Source organism: Phenylobacterium sp. (assembly GCF_044236515.1).
GTDB lineage: Bacteria > Pseudomonadota > Alphaproteobacteria > Caulobacterales > Caulobacteraceae > Phenylobacterium.
The window spans coordinates 1-14,266 of the sequence record NZ_JBIIGK010000074.1 but is presented as its reverse complement, the minus strand read 5'-3'; the positions used below and the strand labels follow the sequence as shown (position 1 = coordinate 14,266).

The window sequence follows — 14,266 nt, the reverse complement described above, 5'->3', positions numbered from 1 at the left end:
CGCCTCGCCCGCCGTCGCCACATAGATGTAGGCCAGGAACGCCGAGGCGGCGCCGGCGAACAGGGCCAGGAACAGCAGCGTCAGCCGAAACGGCGTCGTACGCAGGAGGCGCGGCAGGCGCACCTTAGGTCAGGCGTCCAGCCGGTAACCGGCGCCGCGGACGGTCTGGAGCATCGGACGATCGAAGCCCTTGTCGATCTTCGAGCGCAGGCGCGAGATGTGGACGTCGATGACGTTGGTCTGCGGGTCGAAGTGATACTCCCAGACCTTTTCCAGCAGCATGGTGCGGGTCACCGACTGGCCGGCGTGACGCATCATGAACTCCAGCAGCTGGAACTCGCGCGGCTGGAGGTCGATCTCCTTGCCCTGGCGATGCACGCGGCGCCCAATCAGGTCCATCTCGAGGTCGCCGACCCGCAGCAGGGTCTGGACGGAGCCGGTCTCGCGACGGCGGGCCAGAGCCTCGACCCGGGCGATCAGCTCGGCGAAGGCGTAGGGCTTGACGAGGTAGTCGTCGCCGCCGGCCTGGAGGCCGGCGACGCGGTCGCCGACCTCGCCGAGCGCCGACAGGAAGAGGACCGGCGTCTGGTCCCCTTCCCGGCGCAGGGTGGTGATCAGGGTCACGCCGTCCATGCGCGGCATCATGCGGTCGACGATCATCACGTCGAACTCGCCGTCGCGGGCGGCGGCGAGGCCCTCCTCGCCGTCAGCCGCGCGGCGGCAGTCGTGCCCGGCCTCGGTCAGGCCGCGCTCCATGGCCTCGGCCGCCTCGAGGTCGTCCTCGACGATCAGGATCCGCATGATTCCGCTCCCGTGTACGGAGCGGAGCCTACCGCGAAAGCTTGAGCGGCAGGAAGGAGGTGCGACCGCTGCGGTAGACGCCGACCAGGACGCTGGTGCGGCCCGACTTGCGCGCCGCCTCGACGACCGCCGCGACATCCGCCGCGCCGCTCACCGCCCGGTCTCCGGCGCGGACGATCACGTCGCCACGACGCAGCCCCTTTTCGGCGGCGTCGGAGGACTGGTCGACCGAGGCCACGAGGGCGCCGCGAACGTCGGCCGGCAGGTTGAGCTGGCGACGCGAGGCCTCGTCGAGCGGGGTCAGCGCCAGGCCGAGGATCGGCGCGGCCTGGGGCGCCGGGGCGCCGGGCGCACCCGGGACCCGCGAGCCCGGGGTGTTGTCGTTGGAGGCGAGCTCGCGTTCCGACGGACGGGTCCCGGAGCGGATCTCGACCACCTGGCGGCGACCGTCGCGCACGACGTCCAGGCGCAGGGCGTCGCCAGGCCGCCCCTGGGCGACGCGGCGGGTGAGGTCCGACGAGCTCTTCACGCTCTGGCCGTTGATGCCGACGACGATGTCGCCGACCCGCAGGCCGGCGCGCTGGGCCGGACCGCCGGCGACGAGGTCGGCGACGATGGCGCCGCGCTGGTCGCCCATGCCGGTGGCCTCGGCCATCTCGCGGGTGAAGTTCTGAATGCTGGCGCCGATGTAGCCACGCTCGATGCGGCCGCCGCGGATCAGCTGCTTGGTGACCGTGTTGGCGACGTCGGCCGGAATGGCGAAGCCGATGCCGACCGAGCCGCCCGACGGCGAGAAGATCGCCGTGTTCACGCCGATGACCCGGCCGTAGATGTCGAAGGTCGGGCCGCCCGAGTTGCCCCGGTTGATCGGCGCGTCGATCTGGATGTAGTCGACGAAGGTCTCGCCGATATCCCGGCCATAGGCCGAGATGATGCCGGCGGTGGCGGTGCCGCCGAGGCCGAACGGGTTGCCGACCGCGATCACCCAGTCCCCGACGCGCGGCGTGGCGGCTTCCTCGAAGTTGACGAACGGGAACGGGCCGCGGCCGCCCTTGACCTTCAGCACCGCGAGGTCGGTGCCTTCGTCGCGGCCGACGATCTCGGCTTCGAGCTCGGTCTCGTCCTTCATCACGACGGTGATGCGCTCGGCGTTCTCGACCACGTGGTTGTTGGTGACGATGTAGCCGTCGGCGGAGATGAAGAAGCCTGAGCCGGACGACTGCTGGCTGGGCAGGCGCGGCTGGCCGCGCTCGGTCTGGCCGCCGCGCGGCGGCGCGGTCGGGTCGTCGGGGTTCGCCTCGTCGTCCGGCTGCGGCAGCAGGAACGGCAGGCCGGGGATGGCGCGGCGCAGCGCGTCGGCGCTGGCGCGGCTGGTCACGTTGATCGACACCACGGCGGGCGACACGCGCTCGAAGATGTCGGCGTAGGACATCGGCGCGCCCGGCGGCGGGGCAAAGATCGGGGCGGTGGACGCACGGATGAGCTGCGGCTCGGCCTGGGCGGCGGGCAGGCGCATGCCAGCGCCTGCCACGGCCGCGGCCATGACACCGGCGCCGGCCACGGCGCCCAGGAGGTAACGCGTCTTCTTCGAGGTCATAAGCCTTGTTTTCCCTAAGCGGGCTTCCTTGTCCGGGCCCCGGCACTGTCGCCCGTCCGAACAACGTAATTGCGATGCACCGAAGCGCAACGCCCCTCAAGTTACGTTTAGGTCACCCTCCGCTCGGCTTCGCGTCGGATATTTGGCGCAAAGATGTCAGAGGCCCTGGTCGCGGGAGATCCGCGCCAGCTTGTCCGCCTCTTCCTGCGAAAGCTCGGCGTCCGGGGTTCGGTTCCGAAGTCTGGCGAACAGCAGGCCGCCGCCGACCAGTAGCACCAGGAACGGGCCGATCCAGAGCGCCAGGTTGCCGGCCGAGAAGCTGGGCGTCAGGAGAACGAACTCCCCGTAGCGGTCGGTGAGGTAGGCCTTGATCTGAGCCTCGCTGCGGCCGGCGGCGACCTGTTCGCGAACCAGCCGGCGCAGGTCCTGGGCGAGGTCGGCGTCGGAGTCGTCGATCGACTCGTTCTGGCAGACCATGCAGCGGACATCGCGGAAGATCTCGCGGGCCTTCGCCTCCTGCACCGGGTCGGGCAGGCGCTCGGCCGGGTCGGAGGCGGCGGCCATGCAGGCGACGGCGGCCAGGGCGACGAGAAGGCGCTTCATGCCGGCTGGACCTTGCGTCGGGCGACGCCGAGCCGCAGGCGCCGGTCGCAGAGCGAGATGAGGCCGCCGAGCGCCATGATCGCCGGGCCGATGAAGATCAGGCTGGCCCAGGGATTCCAGTAGCCGCGGACGAGCCAGACCGGCTCGCCAGCCGGACCGGCGCGGCGCTCGCCGAGCACGACGTAGACGTGGCTGAGGCCCTGGTTGCAGATGCCGACCTCTGAGGTCGTCTGGCCGCCGGCGGGATAGAAGCGGCGCTCCGGCTTGGGCGTGCAGATCGGCCGGCCGTTGCGGGTGACGACGAGGTCGGCGCGTTCGGCGTCGTAGTTGGGGCCCTCGACGTCGCGGACCGCCTGGAGGGCGACGTGGTAGGCGCCGGCGTCGAGGGCGCCGCCGACCGGCAGGGCCTCGGCCGCCTCGACCTTCCAGCTGGTCTCGAAGACGGCGCCGAGCACGAAGACGCCGAGACCGAGGTGGGCCAGGGTCATGCCCCAGGCGCCGAGCGGCAGGCCGACCAGCCGCCGCCAGGTCTCCGCCGCCGGAGCCCGGAAGGCGCGGACCCGCTCGGCGAGCTCGGCCAGGGCGCCGACGATCAGCCAGGCCCCCATGCCGACGCCGGCCGCGCCCCAACCGTGGCGCGGGCTGACCAGCACCAGGGTGAGGAGGGCCACGCCGCCGGCGATGAGGGCGGCCACCCACAGGCGCTGCAGGACCCCGCGCAGATCGCCGCGTTTCCAGGCCAGCAGCGGGCCGGCCGGGACCAGGATCATGAGGGCCGACATCAGCGGCGTGAAGGTCAGGTTGAAGTAGGGCGGGCCGACCGAGATCGCATCGCCGGTCGCCGCCTCGCGGATCAGCGGGAACAGGGTGCCGAGCAGGACGGTGGCGGTGGCGGCGGCCAGCAGGATGTTGTTGAGCACCAGGGTGCTCTCGCGGCTGATCGGCGCGAAGACCCCGCCGGGCGCCAGCAGCGGCGCGCGCCAGGCGAAGAGGGCAAAGCCGGCGCCGGCGGTGACGCCGAGGATGATCAGCAGCAGGACGCCGCGGGTCGGGTCGACCGCGAAGGCGTGCACCGAGGTCAGGACCCCCGAGCGGACCAGAAAGGCGCCGAGCATCGAGAAGGTGAAGGCGGCCAGGGCCAGGAACACCGTCCAGCCGGACAGCGCCCCGCGCTTTTCGGTGACGATGGCCGAGTGCAGCAGGGCGGCGGCCACCAGCCACGGCATGAAGGAGGCGTTCTCGACCGGATCCCAGAACCACCAGCCGCCCCAGCCGAGCTCGTAGTAGGCCCAGAAGGCGCCGAGGGTGATGCCGACGGTCAGCATGGCCCAGGCGGCCAGCGCCCAGGGCCGCACCCAGCGGGCCCAGGCGGCGTCGATGCGGCCCTCGATAAGGGCGGCGACGGCGAGCGAGAAGACCACCGAGAGGCCGACGTAGCCGGCGTAGAGGAACGGCGGATGGAAGGCGAGCGCCGGATCCTGCAGCAGCGGGTTCAGCGACCGGCCCTCGACCGGCGCCGGGCTGAGCCGCACGAGCGGGTTCGAGGCGAAGGCGGTGTAGGCGAGGAAGACGACGCCCAGCGCCCCCTGGGTCGCGACGGTGACCGCGCGCAGGCCGCGCGGCAGGCCGCCGCCGAGCGCGGCCACGGCGGCCCCGAAGCCGGTCAGCGTCAGGCACCAGAGCAGCATGGAGCCTTCGTGGCTGCCCCAGGTCCCGGCGACGCGATAGAGCAGCGGCTTGTCGCTGTGGGAGTTGGCGGCGACGTTGGCGACCGAGAAGTCCGAGGTGACGAAGGCGTGCATCAGCGCCGCGAAGGCGACCAGCACGCCGAGGAAGGCGACCACCGCCGCCCCCTCCCCGGCCGCGGCCAGCACCAGGGAGCGACGCACCCGGGCCGCCGCCGACAGGCCGACCTGGGCCAGCGACAGCGTCAGGGCGAGGATGAGCGCGAAGGCGCCGATCTCGGCGATCATAGGGGGCGGCTCGCGGCGGGCCGGCCGCCTCCGGCTGTGGCGGCGTCGGTCGAACCGGCGTCGGGCGCGGCGTGCTTCGGCGCCTGGCCGTCGCCGTACCATTCGCCCTGTTCCTTCAGGGCCTTGGAGACCTCGCGCGGCATGTAGCGCTCGTCGTGCTTGGCGAGCACGCGCTTGGCTTCGAAGACGCCGTCGGCGCGGTAGGATCCGGTGGCGACGATGCCCTGGCCCTCGCGGAACAGGTCCGGCAGGTCGCCCTGGAAGACGACCTTGTCGGCGGCCTGCTGGTCCTGGACGGTGAATTCCACCCGCCCGTCAGGATGCTTGACCACCGAGCCTGCGGCGACGAGGCCGCCGAGCTGGATCGAGCGGCCGGGCGGCGGCTTGGCCGCCTCGGCCTGGGACGGGGTGTAGAAGAACGAGATCGAGTCCCGCAGGCCCCACAGGGTCAGGCCGACGGCGAGCGCCAGCACCGGGGCGATGGCGAGGATCAGGGTCAGGCGACGGCGCGCCTTCGGGGATTTGGGCAGGAAGCTCATCGCATCGGCTCCGCTCGCGCGGCATCGGCGAGCTGGTTCAGGATCTCGGGCTGGCGGCCGTAGCGGGCCCGGGCCTGGGCGAGCGTGGCGTCGCGGCTTTGCGTGTCGCCGAGCACCGCATAGGCGCGGACCAGGCGCACCCAGCCCTCGGGATCGTCGGGGTTGGTCTTCAGCCGCGCGGCGAGGCCGTCGACCATGCCGCGGATCATCGCCATCTGGCCGCCGCCGGCGCCGGCGGCCTCAGGCATCGATTCGGCCTCGGCGATGGCGCGGCGGATGAGCTCGGCGCGCTCGTCGCCCGGCGGGACGTCGGCGAGGATGGCGCGCCATTCGGCGACGCCGGTCTTGTCGCCGGCCAGGACCTTGGCGCGGGCCAGGTAGAACCGCGGCTCGACGATCCTGGGGTCGCGCTTGATGGCTTCGGCGAAGGCGGCGCGCGCCTCATCGGTCAGGTCGCCGGCCTGGTAGGCGTAGGCCTCGCCGAGCAGGGACCACAGGTCGGCCCGCTCCGGCGCCAGGGCGACGGCGCGGCGCAGGGCGCGGATCGCGCCGCCGGGGTTGTTGGCGCTGCCCTCGGCCATGGCCAGGAAGCGGTAGAGCTCCGGATCGTTCTTGCGCTCCCGCGTCAGCCGGTTGAGCACGGCGGCGATCTCGGCTGGCTGCAGGGTGGTGAGGTCGCTGGCCTTCCAGGCGGCGAGGCGCTGGGCGAACGGCTGGTTCGGCGTGCCCGGCGAGCCGAGCAGGAGGTAGAGCGCCAGCGCCAGGGCGGTGGCGAGGCCGACGGCGACGAGCACCGGGTAGCGGGCGGCGGCGGCGGCGTCCCAGGCCTGGCCCGGCGCCTCGGCGGCGGCGAGCAGGCGGCGGGCGGCCTCGGCATGGGCGGCGCGGCGTTCGGCGTCGGCAAGGAGGCCGCGGTCGGCCAGCTCGTCGATCTCGTTCAGCTGTCGGCGGTAGAGGACGGCGGTCGGATCGTCTCCCTCGCCGGCGGAGGTGACGGGGGAGGCGGCGCGGGCGGCGCGCAGGAGGATGAAACCGGCGGCTGCGGCGGCGATGACGCCGGCGACCACCCAGAACGCGATCATGGGCTCGCGTTTAGCTCAAAGCGCCGTGATGGGCGAGAGGAGTCAGCCGTCGAGGCGACGGCTGGGGGCGAGAGGAGTCAGCCGTCCAGGCCGGCGGCGCGCGGCGGGTTGGCGTGACAGGCGGCCGAGCGGCGGCGAACCAGGTCGGCGGCCTTCTCGTCGCGGACCAGCCGACTGAACTCGACGACCACGGCGAGGTGCTCGCGGGCGACGTCCTCGTTCTCGCAGTCGCCGGTCTTGATGAGGTCGAGGGTCTCCTCGACGTACTGGTCCAGCATGTCGCCGACCTTCTCCAGCATCTTGCCGCGGGCCGAGGCGAAGCCGCCGTAGTTGGCGCTGGAGCGGATCTCCTGGGCGAAGTGGAGCAGGGTGATGGCGCGGGCGACCGTGCGCGGCTCCGGCGAGACCGTGTGGCGCGGCAGCATGCGGCGGACGCGCTTCAGGCGGGCCGGCTGCATCGGCAAGGCCTGGCCGACGTATTTCTCCGCCTCGCGGATGCGGCCCTCGACGACGGCGGCCAGGGCGCTCTTCTGCTTCAGCAGGCGCTGTCCCCAGCCCTGATCGCGGCCGAGGTCGATGCAGGTCTCGATCTCGGCGATCTGCAGGGTGACCAGTTCGACGACCTTGGCGGCGGCCGCGGCGGTGGCCTCGCCGCCGTCGACGTCGAGGCTCTGGATGTCGCGCAGGGCCTGGTCGATGGCGTTCATCACCCGCTCGGGGAAGCCGCCAAGCTCGGTGGCGCGCAGATAGCGCTCGGTCGGGCGGTCCATGACCGCCGAGATGATCCGCAGGACCATCCACGGATGCGGAAGTTGGGCGGCCAGCATCTCGAAGAACGTCGGGCCGGCGTCGTCGACGATGGCGCAGGCGTCGCGGTAGGCGAGGCGCGCCGAGGCGGTGGTGTCCTCGCCGAAGTGGCTGGTCCACTGGGGCAGACGGGCGGTCGCCCAGCGCACGACGGGGGCGAGGTCGAGGCAGAGCAGGAACCGCTCGCCGCCGCCGGGGCGGTGCTGTTCGCAGAGGTCGCGAACGACGGCGAACTCGCGCGGCTCGCCGGCCCGGATGGCCTCGGCGGCGCGGGCGACGAGGGCGTCGAAGGCGGCGGGCGAGCTCTCGCCGGGACGGTAGTCGTAGAGCGCCTGGGCGGCGGCCTTCACCCCTTGCGGATCGATGACCTTGATGCCCTTCCAGAGATAGGCCAGGGCGATGGCCGGAAAGCCGAGGCCCATCGGGTCGGAATCGGCGCCCATGCACAGGGGGGCGATCGGCTGCAGGACGACGTTGCGCAGGCTGCGCTCGGCGGCTTCCTGCTCGACGAGGCGGCGGACGCTGGCCAGGGCGGTGTCGCCGGCGGCTTCGGCCAGGGCGCTGTGCAGGCCGCCGATCACCCGGTCCGGCGCGGCCGCGACCAGGGTCTTCACTATGGCGATCTTGCGCTCGGACAGAGCGGCCATGCACGGGCTCCAATGCGGACGGCGGTCCGCAGCACGCCACCTTGCCGAGGCGCGGGTTAAGGTTTTCCGAAAGTTGATAAATTTCCGATCAGGCTTCGGCGCGCGGCAGATCGATAACCATCCTCAGGCCGCCCAGGGCGGAGTCGGAAAGCTTCACGTCGCCGCCGTAGGCGCGGGCCAGTTCGTCAACGATGGACAGGCCGAGACCGGAGCCGGGGGCGGTCTCGTCGAGCCGGGCGCCGCGGCGCAGCACCTCGTCGCGGCCCTCCGGCGGCAGGCCGGGGCCGTCGTCCTCGATGCTGAGGACGAGGCGGGCCTCGCCCTTCTCCTCGGCGCGGACGCGGACGCGGCTCTTGCCCCACTTGCAGGCGTTCTCCATCGGGTTGCCGACGATCTCGAGGAGGTCCTGGCGTTCGCCCTGAAAATAGAGGTCGTCGGCGGCGTCCCAGTCGATCTCGACGCCCTTGTCCTGGAAGATGCGCTCCAGGGTGCGGGCCAGTTCGTCGAGCACCTCCTGGACGGAGGTCCGCTCCCCCATCCCCTGCGTGCGCGCGGCGGCGCGAGCGCGGCGCAAGTGGTGGTCGACCTGGCCGCGCATGGTCTCGGCCTGACGGCTGACGACCTCGGCCAGTGGGCCAGGCCGCTGGGCGGCCTCGGTGAGCATGACGGAGATCGGCGTCTTCAGCGCGTGGGCAAGGTTGCCGACATGGGTGCGCTGGCGCTCGACCGTCTCCTGATTGTGGGCCAACAGGGCGTTCAGCTCCTCGGCCAGGGGGGTGATCTCGGTGGGGTAGGTATCGCGCAGGCGCTCGATCTTGCCGCGCCGCACCGCCGCCACCTCGCGCTGCAGGGCGAACACCGGCCGCAGGCCGACCCGCACCTGGATGACGATGGCGGCGATCAGACCCGCGCCCAAGAGCGCGAAAGCGCCGGCGGTCCAGACCACGAAGTTGCGCACCGCCCGATCGATGGTCGAGCGCTCCTCGGCGGCGAGGAAGATCACCGCCGTGCCTTCGAGCTCGGCGTAGACGGCGCGGGCGCGCAGCGGCTCGCCCAAGGGGCCGACGGTGTCGTAGGCGACCGGCTGGCCGGGCCGGGCCTTGAACCGGGCCACGAGGTCAGGAGGCGCCGGCAGCAGCGAATCGAACAGCGAGTAGGAACGGACGATCGGGCGGACCTTGCCGTCCGGGGTCGGCGTGGCGATCGTCCAGTAGCGGCCGGAAAAGGCGCGCAGGGCCCGCTCGTCGGTCAGGGCGGGGGCGAAGATCTGGCCGCGCTCCACGGTCGAGTTGGAGAGCAGGTTGTCGATCAGCTCGCCGAGCGTCTGGTCGACACGCTGCAGGGCCGCCTGGCGGAACAGCAGGGCCAGGACGACGGCGGCGATGACCAGGGCCGCGAGGCTCCAGCCCAGCGCCAGCAGGACGAGGCGGCGGGCGAGCGAGGGCCGGCTGAGCGCGCCCGGAACTTTCAAGGGATCGGGAGCTTCACGGACCGGCCGTCAACCGCCGGCGCCCTGCCCGGCCTCTTCCGGCGGGCAGGACAGGCGGTAGCCGAGACCGCGCACCGTCTCGATGCGGTCGGCGCCGATCTTCTTGCGGACCCGCCCGATGAACACCTCGATGGTGTTGGAGTCGCGGTCGAAGTCCTGGTCGTAGAGGTGCTCGACGAGTTCGGTCCGGCTGATCACCCGGCCCTGGTGCATCATCAGATAGTGCAGCAGCCGGTACTCCAGCGAGGTCAGGCGCAGGGGCTCGCCGTTGACGCTGGCGCGGGCCGCGCGCGGGTCGAGGCGCAGGCCGCCGCAGGCGAGGTTCGGAGCCGCATGGCCGGCCGAGCGGCGCAGCAAGGCGCGCAGGCGGGCAAGTAGTTCCTCGGTGTGGAACGGCTTGGTCAGGTAGTCGTCGGCCCCGGCGTCGAAGCCGGCGACCTTTTCGCTCCAGGCGCCGCGGGCAGTGAGGATCAGCACCGGCGTCGTCATGTTCTCGCGCCGCCAGCGCTCGAGCACCGAGACGCCATCGACCTTGGGCAGGCCAAGATCGAGGATGACCGCGTCGTAGGGTTCCGTCTCGCCGAGATACTGGGCCTCTTCGCCGTCGGGAGCGTGGTCGACCGCATAGCCGGCGTCGGCCAGGGCCAACTTCAGCTGACGGGAGAGGTCGGGATCGTCTTCAACGAGGAGGATGCGCAAGGTTCGGCGTCCCTTTCCAGGCTCTCTATGCCGCTACTGGCGGCCGACGATCCGGCCGCTCTGGGCGTCGACCACGATGACGCGCACCCGGCCATCGGGCGTCTGCCACTGGACGAAGTAAGCGGTCCGGCCGCCGGCGTCGCCGACGGTGGTGTTCAGGTGCCGGCCGGGCATCTGCTGGCCGATCATCTCAAGAACGCGCGAAAGCGGCGCTTGGCGCACGCCCTGGGCCTGCCCCTGACCCTGGCCTTGATGGCGCGACGGCTGCGCCGCGCTCACCGCCGGCGCGGCGGTGGCGGTCAGCAAGGCCGCGATGACCAGGAAACGTTTCATGCGGCCCTTTTCGCCGCCCCGGACTGAACCGAGGCTGAATGGACGACTTATGTCCCGGCGCAGCTGAGCTGTCACGCCTGCCGGTTCAGGTCCGGCGGCGCGGCGTGTAGGGGCGTTTCTGGCGCCAGGTTTCGGCGAACGCCTCAAGGTCCGGATCGGCCACATCGGGCAGGGTAACGACCAGCCGGGCGAAGAGGTCCCCGCGCACGCCCTTGGCGTCGGCCAGGCCGCGCCCCTTGAGGCGCAGGCGGGTGCCGGTGTTGGAGCCCTTGGGCACCGTCACGTTGACCGGGCCGTCCGGGGTGGGCGCTTCGACCTTGCCGCCCAGCACCGCGTCGTAGACGCTGACCGGCAGGTCCATGACCAGCACCTCGCCTTCGCGGCGGAAGATCGGGTGCGGCAGGATGCGCAGCTCGATGAAGGCGTCGCCGGCCCCGGCGCGGCCGGGCGACCCCTGCCCCTTCAGCCGCAGGGTCTGGCCGTCCTGGGCGCCCTTCGGGATGGTCACGTCGATGGTGCGGCCGTCGGAAAAGGCGATCCGTCGTTTGCCGCCGCGTACGGCGTCGAGCAGGTCGACCTCGAGCTTGGCCCGAACGTCAGAGCCGCGTTGGGAGAAGCCGCCGAAGCCGCCGCCAGCCCCGCCGGCGCGGCCGGTGCGGCCGCCGCCGAACATCTCGCCGAGGATGTCGCCCAGATCCGCGCCCTCGAAGCTCTCGCTCTGGTAGCCGCGCCGGCCCGGTCCAGCGTCGCCCCAGGGATTGCCGCCGGGCTGCCGGCCCCAGGGCCCTGCGCCGCCGGTATAGCCGCGCGCCGTCTCGCGGCCGTCCGCGTCGATCTCGCCGGCGTCGAATTTCTTGCGCTTCTCGGCGTCGCCGACGATGTCGAAGGCGGCGCTGACGCGCTTGAAGCGCTCCTCGGCCGCCTTGTCGCCGGGATTGGTGTCAGGATGGTTCTGCTTGGCGAGCTTGCGGAACGCCTTGCGGATGTCGTCAGCGCTCGCGGTGCGCGTGACGCCAAGCTCCTGATAGGGGTCTCGCGCCAAACCTGTGTTCCTGCCGTTCGTCTCTTGAAGAACTTCCGGCTTCTAGATTGGTCCGGCCGTCAGCGCCATCAAGTGCCGCTGTGACAATTTCGCAACAGGACTAGCGGCCGCGCTCGTCGACGAGGTCCCAGGCGGCGAAGTCGAGGGCGTCTTCCGGATCGGGGAGCGCGGTTTCGCTGACCGTCTGGCCGCGGACGGAGACGCCGGCCTCGTGGACGCTGGCTGGGTCGCCGCTGACCAGGGGATGCCATTCGGCGAGGTCGCGGCCTTCGTGGAGGCGGCGGTAGGCGCAGCTCTTGGGCATCCACTCCAGCGCCTCGATGTTGTGAGGCGTCAGCTTGATGCAGTCGGGTACGTGCTTGTGGCGGTCGGGGTAGTTCGAGCAGGCGCAGGCCTGGGCGTCGAATAGCTTGCAGTGGACCCGGGTCGGGATGATCTCGCCCGTCTCCTCGTCTTCGAAACGAACCAGGCAGCAGAGCCCGCAACCGTCGCAGAGGCTTTCCCACTCCGCTACGGTCATCTGTTCGAGGGTCTTGCGTCGCCAGAAGGGTTCACGCGGCATGGGGGCGCTTCCTAACCCCTCACGCGGGCCGAGGCGATACTGTGTTATCCGCAAGGATGGCGCTTTCCGGTCCGGCCGCGAGGCTCTATCTGAGCCCCCCGATGAAAGCCCCTATCCTCGCCCTCAAGGACGTCCGGCTGGCCGACGGCCCACGGATGCTGTTCGACGGCGTCGACCTGGCGCTCGAGGCGCGGGTGCGCGCCTGCCTGGTCGGCCGCAACGGGGCCGGCAAGTCGACCCTGCTGCGGGTGATCGCCGGCGAGGCGCAGGCCGATTCCGGCGAGCGGACGATCACCCCCGGCACGCGCATCGCCTTTGTGCCCCAGGAGCCGCAAATCGTCGGCGCCACCCTGCTCGACCACGCGGTGGCGGGCGGTGCGGAGGCTCACCGGGCGGAAGCGGCGCTGGAGGGCTTCGGCCTCGATCCGCGCAAGCCGGCGACCGGCCTGTCGGGCGGCGAGATCCGTCGCGCAGCCCTGGCCCGCGCCTTCGCCGAGGACGCCGACGTCCTGTTGCTGGACGAGCCGACCAACCACCTCGACATCCTGGCCATCGAGACTCTCGAAGCCGAGATCGGCGCCAGCCGGGCCGCGGTGCTGATCATCAGCCACGACCGCGCCTTCCTGGAACGGGTGACGCGCCGCTGCTTCTGGCTGGAGCACCGGCAGGTGCGGCGGCTGGACGAGGGCTTCGCCGGCTTCGACGCCTGGGCCGAGAAGATCGAGGCGCAGGAGGCCGAAGAGGCGCGGCGGCTGGATGTCACCATCAAGCGCGAGATGCACTGGTTGGCGCGCGGCGTCACCGCCCGACGGACCCGCAACGAGGGGCGGCTGCGGCGGCTGAACGAGATGCGCGCGGCGCGGGCGGCGCGCGAGACGCGGGGGACCCTCAACATGGGCCTCGCCTCCGGCGCGGTGTCGGGACAGCGGGTGGCGGAGGCCAAGGGTGTCTCGAAGAGCTTCGGCGAGCGGGCGATCCTCAAGACCTTCTCGACCCGCATCCTGCGCGGCGACCGGCTGGCCATCGTCGGGCCGAACGGGGCGGGCAAGACCACGCTGGTGAAGCTGCTGCTCGGCGAAGTCGCGCCGGACGCCGGCGAGGTGAAGCTGGGGACAAACCTGGAGATCGCCTACATCGACCAGGCCCGCGCGGCGCTGACCCCCGAGATGACGCTGAAGGAGGTGCTGACGCCGGGCGGCGGCGACCAGGTGATGGTCCGCGGCCGGCCGATGCACTACGCCGGCTACGCCAAGGACTTCCTGTTCAACGAAAACCAGCTGCGCCAGCCGGTGCGGAGCCTGTCGGGCGGGGAACGCAACCGCCTGCTGCTCGCCCGGGCCCTGGCCCAGCCGTCCAACGTGCTGGTGCTGGACGAGCCGACCAACGACCTCGACATGGACACCCTCGACCTGCTCGAGGACCTGCTGGCCGACTATGACGGCACCTTGATCCTGGTCAGCCACGACCGCGACTTCATCGACCGGCTGGCCACCTCGACGATCGGCCTCGACGGGAACGGCAAGGTCGTCGAGACCCCGGGCGGCTGGCAGGACTTCATCGGCCAGAACCCGGGCTTCTTCGGTCGCAAGGCGCCGGCCGGCCCCGCGCCGAAGGCCGCGCCCGCCCCGGCCCGGCCGTCCGCCCCGGCCGCCAAGCTGAGCTTCAAGGAACAGCGTCGATTGGAGGAGCTGAACGGCCTGCTGGCCGACCTGCCGAAGAAGATCGCGGTGCTGCAGCAGGGGCTGGCGGATCCGGATCTGTACGGCCGCGACCCGTCGGCTTTCGACCGCTTCAGCCGGGCGCTCGACGCAGCGCAAAGCCAACTTGCGGCGGCCGAGGAAGAGTGGCTGGTCCTGGAAGAACGCCGCGAGGCGCTGGAGACGAGCCGCTGACGGTTCGCTGTGGAAAACCCTAAGACTTTGAACGTTCTGACCTATCCGCGCGCCATCCACAGATGGTTAACAAATTCTTCACATGGATTTGAGCGTTCGCCCACATTGGGGCGGCTTTGGGCGCTTGCGTGATAGCCGGTTCAGGCGCACCGTCAAGTCGCCGAGAGGGACTGCGGCGCGGAGCTGAACCGGCGACGGGA

13 protein-coding genes are annotated in these 14,266 nt (G+C 71.6%); 1 reads left to right on the top strand and 12 read right to left on the bottom strand.

Going from position 1 to position 14,266, the window contains the following annotated elements:
• Positions 1-129: 129 nt before the first annotated feature.
• The 12 genes from ACILRF_RS09335 to ACILRF_RS09280 all read right to left on the bottom strand — a co-directional run bounded on the left by ACILRF_RS09335 (position 130) and on the right by ACILRF_RS09280 (position 12,174).
• Positions 130-801 (bottom strand): response regulator transcription factor, encoded by a 672-nt coding sequence (locus tag ACILRF_RS09335; RefSeq protein WP_395672173.1) that lies wholly within the window; start codon positions 799-801, stop codon positions 130-132.
• Positions 802-829: 28 nt separating this feature from the next.
• Positions 830-2,398, bottom strand: a complete 1,569-nt coding sequence (locus tag ACILRF_RS09330) for a Do family serine endopeptidase (protein WP_395672171.1) — start codon at positions 2,396-2,398, stop codon at positions 830-832.
• A 156-nt stretch (positions 2,399-2,554) separates the two neighbouring features.
• Positions 2,555-3,001 carry a cytochrome c-type biogenesis protein gene (locus ACILRF_RS09325; RefSeq protein WP_395672169.1) on the bottom strand — a complete coding sequence of 149 codons (447 nt, stop codon included), beginning with the start codon at positions 2,999-3,001 and terminating at the stop codon, positions 2,555-2,557.
• On the bottom strand, positions 2,998-4,974 hold the full coding sequence (locus tag ACILRF_RS09320) for a heme lyase CcmF/NrfE family subunit (protein WP_395672167.1): 1,977 nt from the start codon (positions 4,972-4,974) through the stop codon (positions 2,998-3,000). The genes ACILRF_RS09325 and ACILRF_RS09320 overlap by 4 nt, the downstream gene beginning before the upstream one ends.
• Positions 4,971-5,513, bottom strand: coding sequence for a cytochrome c maturation protein CcmE (gene ccmE / locus ACILRF_RS09315; RefSeq protein ID WP_395672165.1), 543 nt, complete (start codon positions 5,511-5,513; stop codon positions 4,971-4,973). The genes ACILRF_RS09320 and ccmE overlap by 4 nt, the downstream gene beginning before the upstream one ends.
• Positions 5,510-6,595 carry a c-type cytochrome biogenesis protein CcmI gene (gene ccmI, locus ACILRF_RS09310; protein ID WP_395672163.1) on the bottom strand — a complete coding sequence of 362 codons (1,086 nt, stop codon included), beginning with the start codon at positions 6,593-6,595 and terminating at the stop codon, positions 5,510-5,512. Before ccmI ends, ccmE begins: the two co-directional genes overlap by 4 nt.
• 77 nt (positions 6,596-6,672) lie before the next feature.
• A complete protein-coding gene (locus tag ACILRF_RS09305; RefSeq protein WP_395672161.1) occupies positions 6,673-8,049 on the bottom strand; it encodes a hypothetical protein in 1,377 nt (458 codons plus the stop codon).
• Positions 8,050-8,137: 88 nt separating this feature from the next.
• Entirely contained in the window at positions 8,138-9,520 is a 1,383-nt protein-coding gene (locus ACILRF_RS09300) for a sensor histidine kinase (protein ID WP_395672159.1), read from the bottom strand.
• Between the two features lie 27 nt (positions 9,521-9,547).
• Entirely contained in the window at positions 9,548-10,237 is a 690-nt protein-coding gene (locus tag ACILRF_RS09295) for a response regulator transcription factor (protein WP_395672157.1), read from the bottom strand.
• Positions 10,238-10,270: 33 nt separating this feature from the next.
• The gene (locus tag ACILRF_RS09290; RefSeq protein WP_395672155.1) at positions 10,271-10,570 is read right to left on the bottom strand and encodes a PepSY domain-containing protein; all 300 of its coding nucleotides are present in this window, start codon (positions 10,568-10,570) and stop codon (positions 10,271-10,273) included.
• 85 nt (positions 10,571-10,655) lie between these two features.
• The gene (locus ACILRF_RS09285) at positions 10,656-11,612 is read right to left on the bottom strand and encodes a DnaJ C-terminal domain-containing protein (RefSeq protein ID WP_395672153.1); all 957 of its coding nucleotides are present in this window, start codon (positions 11,610-11,612) and stop codon (positions 10,656-10,658) included.
• 100 nt (positions 11,613-11,712) lie between these two features.
• Entirely contained in the window at positions 11,713-12,174 is a 462-nt protein-coding gene (locus tag ACILRF_RS09280; protein WP_395672152.1) for a YcgN family cysteine cluster protein, read from the bottom strand.
• A gap of 89 nt (positions 12,175-12,263) precedes the next feature.
• Between ACILRF_RS09280 and ACILRF_RS09275 the strand changes: the two genes are divergently transcribed.
• Complete coding sequence (locus ACILRF_RS09275) at positions 12,264-14,066, top strand: ABC-F family ATP-binding cassette domain-containing protein (RefSeq protein WP_395672175.1); 1,803 nt, start codon at positions 12,264-12,266, stop codon at positions 14,064-14,066.
• The last annotated feature ends 200 nt before the right edge of the window (positions 14,067-14,266 follow it).

Excerpts from the sequence above, each read along its gene's own strand:
- ccmI (WP_395672163.1), bottom strand. The coding sequence starts at position 6,595 with ATGATCGCGTTCTGGGTGGTCGCCGGCGTCATCGCCGCCGCAGCCGCC.
- ccmE (WP_395672165.1), bottom strand. The coding sequence starts at position 5,513 with ATGAGCTTCCTGCCCAAATCCCCGAAGGCGCGCCGTCGCCTGACCCTG.
- ACILRF_RS09335 (WP_395672173.1), bottom strand. The coding sequence starts at position 801 with ATGCGGATCCTGATCGTCGAGGACGACCTCGAGGCGGCCGAGGCCATG.
- ACILRF_RS09305 (WP_395672161.1), bottom strand. The coding sequence starts at position 8,049 with ATGGCCGCTCTGTCCGAGCGCAAGATCGCCATAGTGAAGACCCTGGTC.
- ACILRF_RS09290 (WP_395672155.1), bottom strand. The coding sequence starts at position 10,570 with ATGAAACGTTTCCTGGTCATCGCGGCCTTGCTGACCGCCACCGCCGCG.
- ACILRF_RS09320 (WP_395672167.1), bottom strand. The coding sequence starts at position 4,974 with ATGATCGCCGAGATCGGCGCCTTCGCGCTCATCCTCGCCCTGACGCTG.
- ACILRF_RS09280 (WP_395672152.1), bottom strand. The coding sequence starts at position 12,174 with ATGCCGCGTGAACCCTTCTGGCGACGCAAGACCCTCGAACAGATGACC.
- ACILRF_RS09325 (WP_395672169.1), bottom strand. The coding sequence starts at position 3,001 with ATGAAGCGCCTTCTCGTCGCCCTGGCCGCCGTCGCCTGCATGGCCGCC.
- ACILRF_RS09330 (WP_395672171.1), bottom strand. The coding sequence starts at position 2,398 with ATGACCTCGAAGAAGACGCGTTACCTCCTGGGCGCCGTGGCCGGCGCC.